Source organism: Phyllobacterium sp. SYP-B3895, assembly GCF_009647635.1.
Classification (GTDB): Bacteria; Pseudomonadota; Alphaproteobacteria; order Rhizobiales; family Rhizobiaceae; genus Phyllobacterium; species Phyllobacterium pellucidum.
In genome coordinates, this window is record NZ_WJIG01000001.1 from 839,373 (window position 1) to 858,649 (window position 19,277).

Consider the following 19,277-nt stretch of genomic DNA (forward strand, 5'->3'; position numbering starts at 1 on the left):
AACGCTTTGATTCGCTGCAAAGCTGGTGTAAAGCGAACCATACGTCTCTTTCCGGAATTCTGCAGGCTGACACCATGGACAAATTCACCAAGCTCACCGGCGTTGCGGCTCCGCTGCCCATCGTCAATGTCGACACCGACATGATCATCCCGAAGGATTACCTGAAGACGATCAAGCGCACCGGTCTCGGTACGGGTCTTTTTGCCGAGATGCGCTACAATGAAGACGGCAGCGAGAATCCGGATTTCGTCCTTAACAAGCCTGCCTATCGCAAGGCGCAAATTCTGGTCGCCGGCGACAATTTCGGCTGCGGTTCGAGCCGTGAGCATGCGCCGTGGGCCTTGCTCGATTTTGGCATACGCTGCGTTATTTCGACCAGCTTCGCAGACATCTTCTACAACAACTGCTTCAAGAACGGCATTTTGCCGATCCGCGTCAGCCATGAAGATCTCGACAAGTTGATGGACGATGCGCAGCGCGGCGCCAATGCGACGCTTTCGATCGATCTCGAGGAGATGACGATCAAGGGACCGGACGGCGGCACGATCCACTTCGACCTCGACGCGTTCCGCCGTTACTGCATGCTCAATGGCCTCGACGACATCGGTCTGACGATGGAGAAGGCGTCCAAGATCGATACGTTCGAAACCGCGAATGCGGAAAAGCGCCCCTGGGCTTGAGTGCTTTAAAGATTGCTTATCGGGCCCGCTTCGGCGGGCCTTTTCATTTGCAGACCCGCCAAAGTTTCAGAAAATTGCGCGCAACGCTTTCCATCTTTGCCGAACTTGCGCTAAGGAACCGCCATTCCATTCAACGCTCTAGAGGTTTTCCCGCATGGCATCGAAAAAGCTCCTTCTTCTTCCAGGTGATGGCATTGGGCCCGAGGCAATGGCCGAGGTTCGCAAGATCATTGCCTATATGAATGCCGAACTTGCCAGCGAGTTCGTGCTCGATGAAGGCCTGGTCGGCGGTAGCGCCTATGACGCGCATGGTGCAGCGATTTCGGAAGCCGACATGGCCAAGGCACTGGCCGCCGATGCTGTGCTCTTCGGCGCAGTGGGTGGACCAAAGTGGGACAGCGTTCCTTACGACGTCCGCCCGGAAGCCGGGCTTTTGCGCTTGCGCAAGGACATGGAGCTTTTCGCCAATCTGCGCCCCGCCATCTGCTATCCGGCACTTGCCGACTCCTCGTCGCTTAAGAAGGACGTGGTCGAGGGCCTCGACATCCTGATAGTGCGCGAGTTGACCGGCGGCGTCTATTTTGGCGAGCCGAAGGAGATTCGCGATCTCGGCAACGGTCAGAAGCGCGGCATCGATACGCAGGTTTATGACACCTACGAGATCGAGCGCATTTCTGGCGTCGCCTTCGAGCTTGCGCGCACCCGCGCCAACAAGGTGACGTCGATGGAAAAGCGCAACGTCATGAAGTCGGGTGTGCTCTGGAACGAGGTCGTCACGGCGACGCACAAGGCCAAGTATTCCGACGTCAAGCTGGAGCACATGCTGGCGGACGCAGGCGGCATGCAGCTCGTGCGCTGGCCCAAGCAGTTCGACGTCATCGTGACTGATAATTTGTTCGGCGACATGCTGTCCGACATCGCAGCCATGCTGACGGGTTCCCTCGGCATGCTGCCGTCAGCGTCGCTCGGCGCACCCGATGCAAAGACCGGCAGCCGTAAGGCGCTCTATGAGCCCGTGCACGGCTCCGCGCCGGACATTGCCGGTACAGGCGCTGCCAATCCGATCGCTATGATCGCCTCGTTTGCGATGTGCCTGCGCTATTCGTTCAACATGATCGCCGAAGCCGATCGGCTGGAGGCTGCGATTGCCGGCGTTCTCGACGACGGCATCCGTACGGGCGACATCATGTCGGAAGGCAAGACCAAGGTTGGCACCGTCGAAATGGGCGATGCGATTCTCGCCAAGTTCAAGGCCCTCGCGGCCTGAGGAGCATCGCAGCAACAAAAGAAAAGCCCGGCGCGACAGAATCGCGCCGGGCTTTCTCATTTATGCGGGATCACTCTATGGCATTAAGATCCGTGCCTTTCGTATCGCGTACGAAAAGCAGGCCGATGATGAGGGTCATCGCCGCAATCACGATCGGATACCAGAGGCCATAGTAGATATCGCCCTTGGCAGCGCTCATTGCGAACACCGTTGCCGGCAACAGGCCGCCAAACCAGCCGTTGCCGATGTGGTAGGGCAGGGACATGCCGGTATACCGGATGCGGGTCGGGAACATCTCGACCAGGATCGCGGCAATTGGTCCGTAAACCATCGTGACGTAGAGCACGAGGATGAACAGAATGCCGATAACCTTCGGCCAATTGACGGCAGCCGCATCAGCCACCATTCTGAATGCCCCGGCACCCGGAACGGAGAAGACCGCAACTTCCGTCGCACCGGCCGCCTCATCAGCGGTGATCAGCTTGTCCTTTACCGCCTGCGCCACCGGTACCATGGTTTTCGTCCCGCCACGAATGGCGGCAGCGTCGAGTGCGAGCTTCGGATTGGCCGCTACAAAGGCATCGAGCTTTGAATCAGCAACCTTGGCGGGGTCGCGGACCAGCGGATAGCCTCCGTCCTGGAGAGCGGTGTTGACGCCCTTGGTGAAAGCAGCCGTCTTCGCCGCAGCATCGGCGCCGGCGGTCGCGCCGTCGAACGATGAGACGGTTTCGCTGCCGATCGTCACGGTTGCCGGCGTGCCTGCAGGTGCGGTCGCGACGATGTCATAGGGTATCGAGCTCTTGGCCAGGAAGTCGGTGGCAATATCGCACGAGCTGACCGGCTTTCGGGTTCCGACGGGATTGAACTGGAAGTTGCAATCACCGGGGGCCGCTGTCACGGTTGCCCGCACTGTCTCCTGTGCCTTCGCAAGCGCCGGGTTTGCAGCCCAGGTCAACGCATGGAACAACGGGAAATAGGTGATGATCGCCAGTGCGAGACCCGCCATGATGATGGGCTTGCGCCCGATCCTGTCGGATAGCCAGCCGAAGAAGACGAAGAAGCCTGTACCCAGCAACAGGGCGATCGCAATCATGATATTGACCGATTGCCCATCGACCTTCAGCACGTTCTGCAGGAAGAACAGTGCGTAGAACTGGCCGGAATACCAGACGACCGCCTGGCCTGCGGTGAGACCGAAGAGGGCCAGAAGCGCGATCTTGGCGTTCTTCCATTGGCCGAAGGCTTCCGAAAGCGGGGCCTTGGAGCCCTTGCCCTCTTCTTTCATCCGTTGGAAGGCAGGCGATTCGCTCAAGGACAACCGAATCCAGACGGAAATGCCGAGAAGGACAAAGGACAGGATGAAGGGCAAGCGCCAGCCCCATGCCGCAAACGCTTCCTTGCCGAGCCAATTCTGGATGACGAGGATGACGATGAGCGAGAGGAAGAGACCCAGCGTCGCCGTGGTCTGGATCCAGCTTGTGTAATAACCGCGCTTATTGTCGGGCGCATGTTCGGCAACGTAGGTCGCAGCACCACCATATTCCCCGCCCAGAGCCAATCCCTGCAGCATGCGCAGAGCGATCAGGATGACCGGAGCGGCAATGCCCCAACTCGCGGAACCCGGAAGGATACCGACGAGGAAGGTCGACAGGCCCATGATGAGGATTGTCACAAGGAACGTATATTTGCGGCCGACGAGATCGCCGATTCGGCCGAAGACCAGAGCGCCGAACGGGCGGACAAGAAAGCCTGCGGCAAAGGCGAGCAGTGCGAAGATGTTGCGTGTAGCTTCAGGATATTCACTGAAGAAGGCCGCGCCGATGAAGGCCGCCAAGGACCCATAAAGATAAAAGTCGTACCATTCGAAGACGGTACCGAGCGAGGAAGCGAAGATGACCTTCTTCTCTTCCCGCGTCATTCCCCGACTGGACGAGTCGGCCAAAGACGTCGTTGCCATTGTATTCCTCCCAGAAAACGGCAGTTGAACCAAGAACACCCACAGCAAACCCCAATTGGTGTTCTCCACTGTCGACACTGCGCATGATCATATCCCCCGATGCACTTGGCTCGTGTTGACCCTGCGCCGGTGAATGTCCTCCGGAATTTCTCCCCCCAAAGGTCATGCACCTCATGCACGTGCAAATTGTTGACTAAATATTGAAGAAAGCAAAGCCCGCACCTTACGTAAATTGTCCAAAATCATGTGGAACACGACATATTCTTGTCATTTGAGCGGGCGATTGACTCTTTTACGAAAGTGCGTACAAGCACAGACGGATATGGAGACGCCTCTCGTGGCAAGCGAATCAATTGCTCTCGCCCTGATGAACCGTTCCGGCATGATCGCCGGAGGCCTTGGCGTGCCCGCGTCCGTCCTCACCACCATGGCCAAACAGACTGCGAAAACGACCACCAAAACGGTCTGATTTCCCTTGGCCTGCTCGCCCCCTCCCGGGTCCGGCCCGGGGGTGAGACCCGCAACGGCCAGCGGGTTTTCCAAAGAGCAGAGAGGGGACAGGAGATTGCTAAAATGAGTTTCAAGGTTGCGGTTGTTGGCGCCACGGGCAATGTGGGCCGCGAAATGCTTACCATCCTCGAAGAGCGCGGCTTCCCGGTAAGCGAAGTCGTTGCCCTCGCATCGCGGCGGTCACAGGGCACGGAAGTGTCCTTCGGTGACCGGACGCTGAAGGTCAAGGCGCTCGACACCTACGATTTTTCCGACACCGACATCTGCCTGATGTCGGCGGGCGGTAATATTTCCAAGGAATGGTCGCCGAAGATCGGCGCACAGGGCTGCGTCGTCATCGACAACTCTTCAGCCTGGCGCTACGACGCCAACGTCCCCCTGATCGTGCCGGAAGTGAATCCGGACGCAATTACCGGTTTCACAAAGAAGAACATCATCGCCAATCCCAATTGCTCGACCGCCCAATTGGTCGTCGCCTTGAAGCCGCTGCATGACAGGGCCAGGATCAAGCGCGTCGTCGTTGCCACCTACCAGTCGGTTTCTGGCGCCGGCAAGGAGGGCATGGACGAGCTGTTCGAACAGTCACGTGCCGTCTTCGTGGCCGATCCGGTGACGAACAAGAAGTTCACCAAGCGGATTGCCTTCAATGTCATCCCCCACATCGACGTCTTCATGGAGGATGGCTACACCAAGGAAGAGTGGAAGATGGTCGCCGAGACCAAGAAGATGCTCGACCCCAAGATCAAGCTGACGGCGACCTGCGTGCGCGTCCCGGTGTTCATCGGCCATTCCGAGGCGGTCAACATCGAGTTTGAAAGCCCGATGAGCGCTGAGGAAGCCCGCGAGATCTTGAGCGATGCGCCAGGATGCCTCGTCATCGATCGCGCCGAGGATGGCGGCTATATCACGCCGTACGAAGCTGCGGGTGAGGACGCCACTTATATTTCGCGCATCCGCGAAGACATCACTGTGGAAAATGGCCTGTCACTCTGGGTCGTTTCCGACAACCTACGCAAGGGTGCGGCGCTCAACACGATCCAGATCGCCGAACTGCTCGTTGCGCGCGGACTGATCCAGCCGAAGCAGATCGCGGCCTGACAGGGACGCGAACTTTCGAGCTCAAGGGCGCGGGCAACCGCGCCCTATTTTATGCGCCGAGCTTGTCCGCCAGATCGACGAGATCGCTGGCAATCACGTCCCAATCGTCAAGAGGCGCGAGATCGGTGGTCTGGGACGGACCGTGCTCGGTTGGCCTTGGTACAAAGGCCGTACGCATTCCGCAGCGACGCGCTCCAGCCAGATCGCCATTGTGAGCCGCAACCAGCATGACCTGATCAGGTCGCAGCCCCAGGAATTCGCATGTGCGCAGATAGGCCTCAGGTGCGGGTTTGTAGACCTGGATAAAATCCGATCCGAGGATAACGTCCCAGGGCAGTCCGGCCCGCTTTGCCATGTCGAGAAGGAGGCTGGTATTGCCACCGGATAGTGGCCCAATGATGAATTTCGACTTCAATCGCGTCAGGCCGGAGATCGAGTCTGGCCAAGGGTCGAGGCGATGCCAGGCGAGGTTCAATTCGTCGAGGTCGGCGCTCGGCAAGAGCTTTGGCTCGATATTGACGGCTTTGAGCGCCGCTTCGAGATTTTCCCGATTGAGTACGTCCAGCCGCGCGAAGGGGCGTTTGCCGCTGCGCACCGCATCCGTCGCCTGATCGTAGAGGCGCGACCAAGTATCGGCGAAATCAGCTGCGTCGACGTGAACGACGCCGCAACGCTCAAGGAAAGAAGATACCTGCTGCGCGATCCCGCTGCGCCAATCGACGACGGTGCCCAGCACGTCGAACAACAATGCGCGTACTTCAAGCGGCGCGCTGTGGTGTGTGTTCATGCCACCTATTCCTTTGCCTCGATGCTCGCGATGAGATTGTCGCGCATTTCCAATAATTCAGTTCTCAGCGATTTGGCGTCTTCGAGCGTGCAGCCAAAGGCCTTGCCGATCGCTAGAGGCACCGCTGCCGCCTTTGCGCGCAGGCTGCGCCCGCTGTCAGTCAGATTGATCAGGACCTGACGCTCGTCCACGGTGCCGCGGCGACGGGTGATAAGGTCCATTGCCTCGAGCCGCTTCAACAGCGGCGTCAGCGTGCCTGAATCGAGGTTGAGCCTGTCACCGATGGCCCTGACCGTCTGGTTCTCCGCCTCCCACAGTACGACCATGACGAGGTATTGGGGGTAGGTAAGCCCAAGCGCGGAAAGCCGTGGCTGATAGGCGCGGGTCACGGCATTTGCGGTCGAATAGATCGCGAAGCACAGGAAATTGTCGAGCTTGAGCAGCGAGTCCGATGCAGTTGGCGCGGTTTTCTTCATTCTGGAAACTCCTGCTCTTCGTGCAAGCACAATCTAATCGGCGTGCTTCGATTGCGCATCATTTAATTTTTTATCATCTATATCCGAAATTCATGTTGCGCACAATTAAATTGTGTGCAATTTAAAGCGTGTCAAATGAATTCAACCAGAGGTAACGACGATGAGCATTCTCTACACCACCAGGGCAACGGCAACCGGCGGACGCGATGGCAGTGCCAAGAGCGAGGACGGACGCCTCGAAGTGACGCTTTCAACGCCGAAGGAGCTTGGCGGCAACGGTGCCGGCGGCACCAATCCGGAGCAGCTGTTTGCCGCCGGTTATTCGGCGTGCTTCCTTGGCGCGATCAAATTCGTCGCTTCGCAGCGCAAGGTTAAAATTTCGGAGGAAACGGCGGTAACCGCGACGGTTGGCATTGGCCCGCGCGCGGACGGCAAGGGTTTTGGCCTCGATGTTGCGCTTGCCATTACGATGCCCGGCGTCGATGCAACACAGGCGCGTGAGATCGTCGACGCTGCGCATATTGTCTGCCCCTATTCGGAGGCAACGCGCAGCAATCTCGACGTGCGTCTTTCGGTTAACTAATCAGCGTTTACGCAAGCCCACGCTTTTCGATCATCGCATCGGGCGTGGGCATCTTGCCGCGGAACGCCTTGTAAAGCTCCTCCGGGTCGCGACTGCCGCCGGCCGAGTAGATAAACTGCTTCAGCTTTTCCGCAAGTTCGGAATTGAATACGTCGCCGCTTTCTTCGAATGCCTTGAAGGCGTCGGCATCGAGCACTTCCGACCACATGTAGGAATAGTATCCGGCCGAATAGCCGTCGCCCGAGAAGACATGGGTGAAATGCGGCGTGCGGTGGCGCATGATGATCGCATCCGGCATTTCAAGCTGCTTCAATGTGGCGGCTTCAAATTCGATTGGATCGGATGGCGGCGTGCCATCGGCGTGGAATGCCATGTCGACCAGCGCCGATGAGGTAAACTCCACCGTGTTGAACCCGGCGTTGAAGGTATTGGCGGCGAGCACCTTGTCCAGCAAGGCCTTTGGCATCGCTTCGCCCGTCCGGTAGTGGACGGCATATTTCTCGAGAATGGCGGGTACGGTCAACCAGTGCTCATATAGCTGCGAGGGAAGTTCGACAAAGTCGCGCGAAACCGAGGTGCCCGATACGGCCGGCCAGGTCACATCCGACAAGAGCCCGTGCAGGGCGTGACCGAACTCGTGGAACAGGGTACGGGCGCCATCGAGCGAAAGCAGCGCCGGCTCGCCCTTCGACGGTTTGGCGAAATTCATGACGTTGTAGATGATCGGCGCATGGTCGCCGTCGAGCTTGTGCTGCGATTGCAGGGCGCTCATCCAGGCGCCCGAGCGCTTCGACTGGCGATTGAAGTAGTCGCCAAGGAAAAGGCCACGCTTGCTGCCATCGGGATTGAACACTTCCCAGACACGAACATCAGGATGCCAGGTGGGAATCCCGGTCTTTTCGGCAAAGCGAATGCCGAAGAGGCGGGTGGCAACGTCGAAACAGGCTTCTATAATCTTTTCGAGCTGGAGATACGGTTTGAGTTCGGTTTCGTCGAAGGCGAAGCGTTCGTTGCGCAGCTTCTCGGCATAGTAGCGCCAGTCCCATGGCTCGACCCTGTGGTTGCGGCCTTCCGCGGCAATGAAGCGCTGCAAGTCCCATTCCTCTTCCGCCGCCCGTTCCTTGGCCTTTTCCCACACAGGCTCGAGCAAATCCATCACCGCCTTTGGCGTTTTCGCCATGGTGTCGTCGAGCTTATAGGCGGCAAAGCTCTTATAGCCGAGGAGCCCCGCCTTTTCGGCGCGCAGCTTTACCATTTCGGCAACAATCGCAGTATTGTCGGTTTCGGCGCCGTTCTCGCCGCGTGCTGCCCAGGCGCGGAATGCCTTCTCCCGCAAGTTGCGGTTCTCAGAGAACGACAGGAAGGGTTCAATAATCGAGCGCGAGAGCGTGACGGCCCATGCATCATTGCGCCCGCGTTCCTCGGCGGCGCCTCGCATGGCGTCGCGCACGAAATCCGGCAGGCCGGCAAGTTCCGCTTCATCGGTGATGAAAAGGGCCCAGTCGGCTTCGTCCTTGAGCACGTTCTGGCCGAATTGCGCGCCAAGGCTTGCGAGCCGCTCGTTGATATCGGCGAGCCGCGCCTTGCCTTGTTCATCGAGCTTCGCGCCGCTGCGCACAAAGCCTTTCCAGGTCTTTTCGAGGACGCGGTCAGTCTCCGCGTCGAGTCCGAGCAGGTCGCGCTGCTCAAAGAGCGAATCGATACGGGCAAAGAGATGCGGATTCATCATGATCGATGAAGCATGCCGCGACATTTTGGGCGCGATCACGCGTTCCAGAGCCTGGATCGTATCATTGGTGTGCGCACCCGCGCGCAGCCAGAAGATTGCCGAGACATGATCGAGATCCTTGCCCGAAAGCTGCAGCGCTTTCAGCGTATTGTCGATGGTCGGCGCTTCGGGATGGGTAACGATCGCATCGATGTCGGCAAGATCCGAGATAAGAGCCGCGTCGAAGGCGGCGGCGAAATCGTCGTCGTTGAATGCCGTGAAATCGGGAAGTCCAAGTGGCCCGGTCCAGTTCGTCAGCGCATGGTTGAAGGCCGGTTTTTGCGTGGACATGGGAGCTCCCTGATAAGTATGGAATTGGCTTTTAAACATTTAGGGCGGACCCGCGGCCGTCACAAGCTGCGAAGTCCAACATATAAGATCCCAAGTAAAAAGCGGAACCAAAGGTCCCGCTTTTCAAGCTCTCGTGGCTCAGCTGCTGCGCTTGCGCGCGGCAAGGGTGCGCAGTCGCAGTGCATTGAGGCGGATGAAGCCGGCCGCGTCCTTTTGGTCATAGGCACCGCGATCGTCTTCGAAGGTAACCAGCGCATCCGAGTAGAGCGACTTCTTCGATTTCCGGCCCGACACCATGACATTGCCCTTGTAGAGCTTGAGCCGGACGGTGCCTTCCACGTCGTCCTGGCTCTTGTCAATCATGGCCTGCAGCATTTCGCGCTCCGGTGAGAACCAGAAGCCGTTATAAATGAGCTCGGCATAGCGCGGCATAAACTCGTCCTTGAGGTGGGCCGCGCCACGATCGAGCGTGATCGATTCCATGGCCCGGTGTGCGGCAAGGAGAATGGTGCCGCCGGGGGTCTCGTAGACGCCGCGTGACTTCATGCCGACGAAACGGTTCTCGACGAGATCGAGCCGGCCAATGCCATTGTCCCGCCCAAGGTCATTGAGCGCCTTGAGCAGGGTTGCCGGCGAAAGCGGCTTGCCGTCGATGGCAACGGCATCACCCTTCTCGAAAGCGATCTCGATCTCGGTTACCCGGTCCGGCGCTTCCATCGGGGAGATCGTGCGCTGGTGCACATATTCCGGCGCTTCCTGCCACGGATCCTCCAGTACCTTGCCTTCGGATGAGGAGTGCAGGAGGTTGGCGTCTACCGAGAACGGTGCTTCGCCAAGCTTGTCCTTGGCAATCGGTATCTGGTGCTCACGCGCAAATTCGAGAAGGTCGGTGCGCGACTTGAAGGTCCAGTCGCGCCAGGGCGCGATGACCTTGATGTCGGGATTGAGTGCGTAGGCGGAAAGCTCGAAGCGAACCTGATCATTGCCCTTGCCGGTCGCGCCGTGGGCGATCGCGTCAGCGCCGGTCTTGGCGGCGATCTCGACGAGATGTTTGGATATCAGCGGGCGGGCGATCGAGGTGCCGAGCAGGTAGACGCCTTCATAGACCGCATTGGCGCGGAACATCGGGAAGACGAAATCGCGAACGAATTCCTCGCGCACGTCCTCGATGTAGATTTCCTTGATGCCGAGCAGCTCGGCCTTCTTGCGCGCCGGCTCCAGCTCTTCGCCCTGGCCAAGATCGGCTGTGAAAGTCACGACCTCGGCGCCGAGCTCGGTCTGCAGCCACTTCAGGATGATCGATGTGTCCAGTCCGCCGGAATAGGCCAGCACGACTTTCTTGACGTCTTTCCACTTGTTCATTTTGCTATCCCTGATGCCGGGAACCCCACGCGTTCCGTTGCGGTCTTTTAACAGTTAGCGCCATGTTGGCAAGCAGCGCGCCATGGTGAATCGACGCATTCTATGGGCGTGTCGCAATCCATCCGCGCTGACCGTATTGGTTTCGGGCGCCAATAAGATCGCGAGCCCGAAGTGCTGCGTAAAACGGTGGCCATTCGACCCGCCGCCAGCCACCAACGACTTCTTCGACATTGAAGCCCAATAATTTCAGCTCGTCGGCCACCGGCTGCTCGTTGGTCATCACCAGCTTGATGCCGGGCGCAATGCCGGCCTCGGGGAAGCGGCGCATTTGCGGGAAGGGCGCTTCCCGATCCATGTAAAGGCGCAGTTTGGCGGCGTCGAGGTGGGAGCCGATGAACAGCACCTGATCCTGCGGTAGATGCAGCGGCCCCGCCTTGGCGGCGATGACGGCACCGATATCCGGCAGCAGCAATCCGCGCAGCACCGGCGTGCTGATGAAGGCGGCGCCGAGCAAAAGCAGCGCAAAGCACGCTGCCAGCCGCTCGGTGGTTGCACCCCTGCTGTAGAGCCACAGGCCGGCCAATCCAGCAACCGCAATGATAGCCAATGCGACGACGATGACAGGCGGCAGGAGCAGCAGGCCGAGCAGCAAGATCACCGCAAGCGCGCCCGCCATCAAAATCATCGAAATGCGCAGGATGACGCGAAGCACACTATCGGCCCGCTGGTCCATGACAGATTGAAGCGCTACCGCAAGAAGAACGCAAAGCAGCGGAATGACGGGAATGATATAGCGATACGACGCATAGCGGGAGAGCGAGAAGATGATGGCAACCGTGACGATCCAGCCGGCGATGAACGGTGCGGCCGCGCCGATGGACTGGACGGTCGGACGCTTGCCGCTTGTCCTCGCCCCGACGAGGAGCATGACCAGCCAGAGAAGCACGGGCAGAAAAAGCCCGGCAATATTGCTGCTTAAGCCATCGACGAAAGTGCTAAGGCCGATCGCGACTTTTTCAGAAAGCTGGTCGCCGACGAAGTCGGATGCAAGTTCGCTTGAGGCTGTGAAGGATTGATAGGCGAACCAGGAGCCGAAGATGAGGATCGAGGGCAAAACGACGGATGGCTGCCAGAGCCGCCGTGCGCGCGGGCGCACCGAGGCGACGCCAATCGCATAGGCGATCACATAGGCAACCATCGCAAGCGGCAGCAGTCCCTTGGTCAGGACCGCAAATCCGGTGCCGCCATAAGCCAGGAGGGCGTAGGTCCGTTGGCGGTCGTCCTTGAAAAGGAGGCCAGTGAAACCGATGAAGCCAAGGAGCATGAACAAGGTCAGCGGCAGGTCCGGTATGGCATTGAAGCTGGCACGCAGGAACGCGCCGTTGGCGGCGAGCAAGGCCGCGGCGAGCAGTGCTGTCTGGTCGTTGCGCGTCAGGATGCGGGTGAACTGAAACGTCGCGAGAAGGATAGCGGCCCCGCCGACAAGCCAGAAGAAACGCGAGCCAATAACGGAGATGCCGAATATCTCCATGCCAGCGAGGCTCATCCAGTAGGTGAATGGCGGCTTCTTCAGGCGCACGTCACCTTCGGCGGTATGCGGCGTCAGGTAGTCGCCACTTTGCATCATGATGACCGCGCCGTTCGAGTAGTAGCGTTCGTCCGGAAAATGCAGGATCAAGCTTGAGCCGAGCGGAAGCAGGCCGATGATGAAGGCGAGAGCGAGAAATATTGCGAGCTTCGTTCTGGAGGTGGCTGTGCTCGACGGACCCGGTTGCGCGGAAACCGTCATGGTGTCTTGAGGCATTGTTCTTCTTGGCACCTATTGTTCTTGTTCGGGCTACATAGCCGCTTTCGGTCATGCCCGCCAATACAAAGATGTAACGCCTACAAGGCGGGGCGGACGCCTGGATAAAACCTTCGCGTCAATAACTCCCCCGCCCATGCGACCGCCGAGAAGATAACCAGCGTGGACAGAGAGCCCAAAACGACATCGGAAATATAGTGCCGGCCGAAGGCAACGCGCAGCATGTCCGTCATAATCACGATCGCCAGCATGATCCAGAAAACCCGCTGCCGCTGATGGTGCGGCCAAAGCGGCAGCAGGCAGATGATCCATGCAATGCCGGCGGCTTCACCGGAAACAAACGAACAATTGTGAAGGCAGGCCTTCGACCATTCGGCGGCGGCAACAAAGGGCAGGTCGCCGCCAAACAGCAGCGAATCTGCCGGCCGGGGCCTGCCGACGAACTCTTTCAAATATCCATTCACCAGCAGCCCGGGTCCCAGCGCCAGCGTAATCAGTGACACGGTCGAGATGCGGATTCGTTCGTGGTTCCATCGAAGTCCGGAAGCGAGATCGCGTAGCGCGATCGTGACAACGACGCTCGCTCCGACCATCGGCAGGGCGTAGAACACGCGGCGGAGCGTTTTCAGGAGGTGTACGGAACTTGCGGGAAAATCGCCGCATATCGAACCGACGGCTCCATTGGCGCATTCACGGGCGATAAAGAAAATCGATGAGACGTCCTTGTCGAACTCGGGGGCGCTGTTGAACAGGATGGCGAGCGCCATCCAGAGGATGAGGAGCCCTGCAAGGCAAGTTGCTTCGCTCCAGGCACCGAAACCGTATTGGGCCGTTCCACATGGCTTTGAGGTTGTCCGGTAGTAGACCATGGCTTCCCTGGCGGCCGACGATTCGAGCACTCTTGTGCAATGCTTATGTTGCAGCGGCATTACGGCGTGATCAGGAAGTTATCGTGCCCTTGTTATGGCAATGTTTTTTCGTTCATGTCGTCGCGACAGCTGAAATCTGATAGCCAAAATCGGTCTTTCGCGTTAATTTCCGCCCGCTTCGACGGAGTACTCTTATGAATTTCATTCCAGATTGGCCCACAATCCTGCAATTTGCCATCGCGACCTTCGTATTATCCATCACGCCGGGTCCGGATATGACGCTCTTCGTGGGGCGGGCACTGTCGGAAGGGAAGGCAGCGGGCTTTGCCTGCCTTGCCGGCGCCAGCACCGGCATCGTCGTCCACACGACCATGGTCGCCATCGGCCTCTCAGCGCTGATCGTCGCGTCGCCAACCGCGTTCTTCGCGCTGAAGATCGTCGGCGCCGGCTACCTTGTATGGCTTGCCTTTCAGGCGATCCGCAACGGCTCGGCCTTCTCGCCGGAAAAGAAGATCGGCCAGTCGCACACGCTCTTCCAGAATTGGCTGACGGGATTTGGTATTAACTTGCTCAATCCCAAGATCATTCTTTTCTTCATGACGTTCCTGCCGCAGTTCGTCTCGGCCAGTGATCCGCACGCGCCCGGCAAGCTGTTTTTCCTGGGTGTGCTCTTCATCCCCATGGCGCTGCCTGTGGTTTCGCCAATGATTATCGCGGCCGACAAGTTCTCCATGCTGCTCAAGAAAAGCCCGCGGGTCACTCGCATTACCGATTGGCTGTTTGCCGGCGTGTTTTCGGCCTTTGCCGCGAAGATCCTGATGGCCCAGGCGAAATAGCTAGATATTCCGGTTGGGAGCGCGCTGTGCTCCAAGCCCCGCCGTTCGCCCCGAAACCAGCCAATAGACAGCGCCGCCGACAACGCCGGTGGCGAGGATCGCAGCAAATGTGCTGACATCCTCGGATTGCGGTCGCCATTTCCAGACGATGACGAAGAGCGCCGTCGCAGCGCCCCCGAGAGCGTAGAACAACCAATCGCGCCAGCCGGTCAGCTCGGCGTAAAGGATCAGCATTGCGGACGGCACGAAGACGCTATAGCCGATCACAACCGCAAAGACCGGCACCGTCGTATAGAGAAAGGGCCCCTCCGTGCCGATCCACTCCGAACTGCCGAGGAGCAGCATGTTCAGGAAAATCGACGCGGCAATGATTGCGCAGATGAAGCCAAAAACGGCGAGGGCGAAGCGAAAGAGATAATGAAGAAGCTGGGTCAATCTTCGCCATGCCCGGCGATCATCGCCGCTTCGAAGGCGAGGCGCTCCGTCTTTTTCATGCGTTCCGATTCGGATTTGAGCTGACCGCAGGCGGCAAGAATATCACGGCCGCGCGGCGTGCGGATCGGCGAGGCATAGCCCGCATTGTTCACGTAATCGGCAAACTTTTCGATCTGTTCCCAATCGGAACACTGATAGTTGACGCCCGGCCAGGGATTGAAGGGAATGAGGTTGATCTTGGCCGGAATGCCCTTCAGGAGGCGGACCAACTCCTTGGCGTCATCGAGCGAATCGTTGACACCCTTCAACATCACATACTCGAAGGTGATGCGCTTGGAATTGGAGAGGCTCGGATAGGCGCGGCATGCGTCAAGAAGCTCCTTCAATGGATACTTCTTGTTGATCGGGACCAGCATGTCGCGAAGATCGTCGTTCACCGCGTGTAGAGAAATCGCCAGCATGACACCGATCTCTTCCCCGGTGCGGTAGATTTCCGGAACGACGCCGGAGGTTGAAAGGGTGATGCGACGCTTCGACAGCGAAAGCCCATCGCCGTCGGAGGCGATCAGCAGGGCCTTCTTCACATTCTCGAAATTATAGAGCGGTTCGCCCATGCCCATCATGACGATGTTGGACACCTTGCGGCCCTCGGCCGGCACAATCGCGCCGTCCGGCGTATTGCGCTCGGGAAAATCGCCAAGGCGGTCGCGGGCAATGAGCAACTGCGCAAGGATTTCCTCAGCCGTAAGGTTGCGCACGAGCTTCTGTGTGCCGGTGTGGCAGAAGGAACAGGTGAGGGTGCAGCCTACCTGGCTCGAAATGCACAGCGTGCCGCGCCCTTCCTCCGGGATATACACCGTCTCGATCTCGACAGGCCGTCCGGCACCGCGCGGTGGAAAGCGAAAGAGCCATTTGCGCGTGCCGTCGTTGGAAATCTGTTCTTCGACGATCTCGGGGCGGGCAATGGTGAAATGGCGCGCAAGTAGATCGCGCATGTCGCGGGAAATGTTGAGCATGTCGGCAAAATCCGAAACGCCGCGCACATAGAGCCAGTGCCAAAGTTGCGCCACGCGCATCTTGACCTGACGCTCGGGGACGCCGATGGCGACAAGGGCCTCGCCGATTTCTGCGCGCGTCAGACCGATCAGCGAAGGCATTTCTGCTGCCGCGGCCGGGCGTGCGTCACGGGATTTTTCCCGGGCAACAGAATGTGTCAGGTCAAGCACTACAGACATGGGATTTTCTAACGTTCTTTCGTGAAGCGCGGCTCATATCACGTTCCGGGCCGACATGCAAAAGGCCGGACTAATTGCGTCCGGCCTTCGCAAACTGTTGATGTCGAAGTGGCTACTTGCAGGTGGCTATCGCCTTAAGCGCTGCCGAGACGCCTTTTAGCGAATAGCCGTAACTCGTCTTTGTCCCGCGCTTCGACACGGCACTGATCGTCATCTTGTGGCCCGAGCGCAGGGCGGCGACGAGCTGGGGCTCCTCCGCGGCGTTTTCCATCCAGCCATGGCTGCCATTGGTAAACATGGAGAAGCTGCGTTCATCGATGGTCACGGTGACCTTCGAATCCTTCTGCAGTTCGTAGCCTGCCTTGAACTGCGGCTCGAAGCTGACATTCTGCCCCGGCTTCTGGCTGACCATGAAGAAATTGTCGCCATGGTCGATCTTCGCCGGCTGCTTGTCGACCGGAACGGAAAGGACGTAGCATACCTTGCCGTTGCCTTGCTGATAGCTGTAGGCGCCCCAGGCATTGAACTGGCTGATCTGACTCGGGGTTTGGGCAAGAGCTGTTCCTGTCACGCCAAGTATGATGACAGACGCCGCTACGATTGATTTTCCAAACATTTTACCTACCAGTTTCTGTCGTTCACTTCATAACTCGTGAACCGGCAATGGCCCGGAAAAATCCGATCGCGGCATTGTCCGGTTCGCTTCTCTTAATTTGACTTAATCTGGGTTACCAAACGGTGAAGACAGGGTCAAAAAAGCGATTGCAGGAGTTATAAGTTACGTCCTTTTTTCAAAGTCCCACACTGCAAGTCCAGCCAAAGAAAAGCGGCGACACTTTGACGATCTGCGACATCACGGGCTTGTGATTGGGTAGCGGCCCTCAACGCTTCGCCGGATCCCGATCGAGATCGTCGAGCGCTTTCTTCGCGGCGGCACGGTGCGCTGGCGTAATGTGCGTTCGGATCGCGGTCAGGGCAGCCATGAGAACGGCGGCGTCATCCGTGAACCCGAGACCGAATATGAAGTCCGGGATGAAATCGAGCGGCAGGACGAAATAGGCGAGCGAGGCAAGGAGAATACCGCGCACCCGCGTCGGGGTTGCGGGGTCGAGGGCAGCGTAATAGGCGGCGATGACCTCATCGAGAAACGGCACGGCCTTTGCAGCCTTTCGCACGGTCTTCCAGAACTGCGCGCGCACGCGCTCCTCGCGGCTGCGTTGCTTTTCGTCGCTGCCAGGCTCCAGAATCTCACCGATCTTGACGTCGTCCATCCCTTTTCCTTCTGAGGTTTCAGGTTACACAACATGGGTAAGGCGAATGCGCCGTACAAGACTTGCGATCAATTCGCCGTGAGAATATCCATCATGGCCTGACCGATTGATCTTTCTCCACACCGGAAACCATCATGGTGAAACCACCCTACCATTCCGTCCTGTTCGTCTGTCTCGGCAACATTTGCCGCTCACCGCTCGCGGAAGGCGTCTTTCGCGCCGTGCTTGCAGGAGAAGGCAAGGGCGGCCACGTATCGATAGATTCGGCCGGTACCACCGGCTACCACACAGGCGAAGCACCGGATCGCCGCTCGATTCGCGTTGCGCGTCACCACGGCATCGACATCTCCGACCAGCGTTGCCGGCAATTGACACCGGGCGACTTTGCGAGCTTCGATCTGATCCTCGGCATGGATCGCGGGAACATGAAGGCCATAGCCGCGCGCCAGCCCGCTGGTGCTACTGCGACGGCCGGGCTCTTCAATGAATTGGCGTTGGGAGAGCCGCAGGAAATCCCCGACCCCTACTATGGAACCGACGCCGATTTCGAGCGCGTCTACCGTATGGTCCTTGCTGCCTCGAAAGGCCTCTCCAGGCTGTTCTGAAACGACGAGCGAGGCGCTTCGAGAGGCCAGGCCTCCTCGACGATGTAGGGTCCGCCGCCGACAGAGTCGCGCGACGACATCAGCACGAAACGCCCGATCTTGAACGGCGTGGTCGCGAAATTGCCACGCGACGAGAGATAGTGAGCGACCTCTTCGTTGCGTACATTGCGCAGCCGGGCCAGGGTCACGTGCGGGGTAAACTTGCGCGGATCGGCCGGCAGCATCAGCCTTTGGCAGATGCGCTCGATCTCTGCCTGCAGCGCCTGGATATCAGGCGAAGGCGATACGCAGGCAAAGATGCTGTGCGGCTTCTTCGAACCAAACGCGCCAACGCCCGAAAGTTTCAGCGTGAATTCCGGCCGGCGAATGCGATCCAGCGCATTGGCGATCTCGTCGGCGACATGCCCTTCGACATCTCCGATGAACCGCAATGTGATGTGATAGTTTTCGACGTCAATCCATCGGGCGCCTGGTAAACCACCGCGCAAGAGCGACAGTGAGAGGGCGGCGTCCCTCGGGATTTCGAGGGCAGTAAAGAGACGCGGCATAAGGCATCCTCCCCGAATCGAGTTGTCATTCTAGAGAATCATCGAATGAGTCCGGGAGCAAGGCATTCCTTATGATTATCTTGGAGCGCGACATATTGGACACGCATTGTCCCCCGGAAGTTGTGGCAAGCCTATCCTCAGGCAACCGCGGTCAACTTTCGGAGGATGGTGCTATTGGGTTCCGCCGGCAGCTTCGCTCGATGCCGCGATGGTTTTTTGCATCACCGGCATGAAGCCTTCGACCATGCGGGCAACGCCCTTAGCGTTCGGATGCATGCCGTCTTCGAGCTGCAGCGATTTTTCCGTTGCGACACCGTCCATGAAGAACGGATAGAGCGGAACATCATATCTGGCGGCAAGACGCGGGAAGATGGAATTGAACTTGTCTTCGTAGTCGCGGCCCATGTTGGGCGGCGCCAGCATCCCGGCAATGATCACCTTGACGTTGCGCTGCTTCAGCCGCTCGATGATTTCGGCAAGGTTCTTTTCGCTGATTTCCGGCGAAATGCCGCGCAGCGCGTCATTTGCGCCAAATTCGAGGATGACCATATCTGTGCCGTCCGGCACCGACCAGTCGAGACGCGACAGGCCGTCGGTTGTGGTTTCACCTGCAACACCGGCATTGGCGATCGTGACGTCGACGCCCTTGTCCTTCAGGGCCTTTTCGAGCTGCGCAGTGAAGGAATCCTGGACAGGCAACTCAAAGCCCGACATCAGGCTGTCACCGAAACCGACGACCGCGAGCGGTCGATCGGACACGGCATTTTGATTGGCCAAGGCCAGCGACGGCAAGGCAACAAGGCCAACTGAAACCAGTATTTGCATCAACGGTTTGAATCTCATTTCGGGCTACCCATATCAGACCAACTGCGGCGACTCGGCCCGACCATATCGC

20 protein-coding genes are annotated in these 19,277 nt (G+C 58.7%); 7 read left to right on the forward strand and 13 right to left on the reverse strand.

Annotation, left to right across the window (positions count from 1 at the left end; all coding sequences use genetic code 11):
- Positions 1-74 precede the first annotated feature (74 nt).
- Complete coding sequence (gene leuD / locus GF108_RS04010) at positions 75-680, forward strand: 3-isopropylmalate dehydratase small subunit (RefSeq protein ID WP_153666947.1); 606 nt, start codon at positions 75-77, stop codon at positions 678-680.
- 154 nt (positions 681-834) lie between these two features.
- Entirely contained in the window at positions 835-1,947 is a 1,113-nt protein-coding gene (gene leuB / locus GF108_RS04015; protein WP_027230955.1) for a 3-isopropylmalate dehydrogenase, read from the forward strand.
- Between the two features lie 70 nt (positions 1,948-2,017).
- On the opposite strand, the gene GF108_RS04020 is transcribed toward leuB, so the two are convergent.
- Complete coding sequence (locus GF108_RS04020; RefSeq protein WP_153666948.1) at positions 2,018-3,904, reverse strand: MFS transporter; 1,887 nt, start codon at positions 3,902-3,904, stop codon at positions 2,018-2,020.
- A 337-nt stretch (positions 3,905-4,241) separates the two neighbouring features.
- Here GF108_RS04020 and GF108_RS22580 point away from each other — a divergent pair, with 337 nt between their 5' ends.
- Positions 4,242-4,373, forward strand: coding sequence for a hypothetical protein (locus tag GF108_RS22580; RefSeq protein WP_255453090.1), 132 nt, complete (start codon positions 4,242-4,244; stop codon positions 4,371-4,373).
- Between the two features lie 104 nt (positions 4,374-4,477).
- Positions 4,478-5,512, forward strand: coding sequence for an aspartate-semialdehyde dehydrogenase (locus GF108_RS04025; RefSeq protein WP_091947501.1), 1,035 nt, complete (start codon positions 4,478-4,480; stop codon positions 5,510-5,512).
- 49 nt (positions 5,513-5,561) lie between these two features.
- On the opposite strand, the gene GF108_RS04030 is transcribed toward GF108_RS04025, so the two are convergent.
- On the reverse strand, positions 5,562-6,299 hold the full coding sequence (locus tag GF108_RS04030) for a haloacid dehalogenase type II (RefSeq protein ID WP_153666949.1): 738 nt from the start codon (positions 6,297-6,299) through the stop codon (positions 5,562-5,564).
- A gap of 5 nt (positions 6,300-6,304) precedes the next feature.
- Positions 6,305-6,775, reverse strand: a complete 471-nt coding sequence (locus GF108_RS04035; RefSeq protein ID WP_153666950.1) for a MarR family winged helix-turn-helix transcriptional regulator — start codon at positions 6,773-6,775, stop codon at positions 6,305-6,307.
- A gap of 160 nt (positions 6,776-6,935) precedes the next feature.
- Between GF108_RS04035 and GF108_RS04040 the strand changes: the two genes are divergently transcribed.
- Entirely contained in the window at positions 6,936-7,358 is a 423-nt protein-coding gene (locus tag GF108_RS04040) for an organic hydroperoxide resistance protein (RefSeq protein WP_091947509.1), read from the forward strand.
- Positions 7,359-7,365: 7 nt separating this feature from the next.
- Here the strand turns inward: GF108_RS04040 and GF108_RS04045 are convergent, their stop codons facing one another.
- From GF108_RS04045 to GF108_RS22675, 4 genes are all read right to left on the reverse strand, one after another.
- Positions 7,366-9,417 (reverse strand): M3 family metallopeptidase, encoded by a 2,052-nt coding sequence (locus tag GF108_RS04045; RefSeq protein WP_153666951.1) that lies wholly within the window; start codon positions 9,415-9,417, stop codon positions 7,366-7,368.
- A gap of 138 nt (positions 9,418-9,555) precedes the next feature.
- Positions 9,556-10,779: an argininosuccinate synthase gene (locus tag GF108_RS04050; RefSeq protein WP_091947514.1), complete on the reverse strand. Its 1,224-nt coding sequence runs from the start codon at positions 10,777-10,779 to the stop codon at positions 9,556-9,558.
- Positions 10,780-10,879: 100 nt separating this feature from the next.
- Positions 10,880-12,583, reverse strand: coding sequence for a glycosyltransferase family 39 protein (locus GF108_RS04055; protein WP_153666952.1), 1,704 nt, complete (start codon positions 12,581-12,583; stop codon positions 10,880-10,882).
- An 80-nt stretch (positions 12,584-12,663) separates the two neighbouring features.
- Positions 12,664-13,482, reverse strand: coding sequence for a phosphatase PAP2 family protein (locus tag GF108_RS22675; RefSeq protein ID WP_172982564.1), 819 nt, complete (start codon positions 13,480-13,482; stop codon positions 12,664-12,666).
- 164 nt (positions 13,483-13,646) lie between these two features.
- On the opposite strand from GF108_RS22675, the gene GF108_RS04065 reads away from it, so the two are divergent.
- A complete protein-coding gene (locus GF108_RS04065; protein WP_027230964.1) occupies positions 13,647-14,288 on the forward strand; it encodes a LysE family translocator in 642 nt (213 codons plus the stop codon).
- Here the strand turns inward: GF108_RS04065 and GF108_RS04070 are convergent, their stop codons facing one another.
- The 4 genes from GF108_RS04070 to GF108_RS04085 form a co-directional block, all read right to left on the reverse strand.
- Positions 14,289-14,723: a hypothetical protein gene (locus GF108_RS04070; RefSeq protein ID WP_091947521.1), complete on the reverse strand. Its 435-nt coding sequence runs from the start codon at positions 14,721-14,723 to the stop codon at positions 14,289-14,291.
- Complete coding sequence (gene rlmN, locus GF108_RS04075) at positions 14,720-15,958, reverse strand: 23S rRNA (adenine(2503)-C(2))-methyltransferase RlmN (protein WP_153666954.1); 1,239 nt, start codon at positions 15,956-15,958, stop codon at positions 14,720-14,722. Before rlmN ends, GF108_RS04070 begins: the two co-directional genes overlap by 4 nt.
- Before the next feature lie 112 nt (positions 15,959-16,070).
- Positions 16,071-16,574: an invasion associated locus B family protein gene (locus tag GF108_RS04080; protein ID WP_027230966.1), complete on the reverse strand. Its 504-nt coding sequence runs from the start codon at positions 16,572-16,574 to the stop codon at positions 16,071-16,073.
- Positions 16,575-16,839: 265 nt separating this feature from the next.
- A complete protein-coding gene (locus tag GF108_RS04085; protein ID WP_091947527.1) occupies positions 16,840-17,229 on the reverse strand; it encodes a YkvA family protein in 390 nt (129 codons plus the stop codon).
- A gap of 134 nt (positions 17,230-17,363) precedes the next feature.
- On the opposite strand from GF108_RS04085, the gene GF108_RS04090 reads away from it, so the two are divergent.
- Positions 17,364-17,834 carry a low molecular weight protein-tyrosine-phosphatase gene (locus tag GF108_RS04090; RefSeq protein WP_153666955.1) on the forward strand — a complete coding sequence of 157 codons (471 nt, stop codon included), beginning with the start codon at positions 17,364-17,366 and terminating at the stop codon, positions 17,832-17,834.
- On the opposite strand, the gene thpR is transcribed toward GF108_RS04090, so the two are convergent.
- Together thpR and GF108_RS04100 are read right to left on the reverse strand one after the other, a co-directional pair.
- The gene (gene thpR / locus GF108_RS04095) at positions 17,786-18,382 is read right to left on the reverse strand and encodes an RNA 2',3'-cyclic phosphodiesterase (protein ID WP_091920792.1); all 597 of its coding nucleotides are present in this window, start codon (positions 18,380-18,382) and stop codon (positions 17,786-17,788) included. The two genes, GF108_RS04090 and thpR, sit on opposite strands and share 49 nt — an antisense overlap.
- A gap of 171 nt (positions 18,383-18,553) precedes the next feature.
- A complete protein-coding gene (locus GF108_RS04100; RefSeq protein ID WP_153666956.1) occupies positions 18,554-19,225 on the reverse strand; it encodes an arylesterase in 672 nt (223 codons plus the stop codon).
- Between the last annotated feature and the right edge of the window lie 52 nt (positions 19,226-19,277).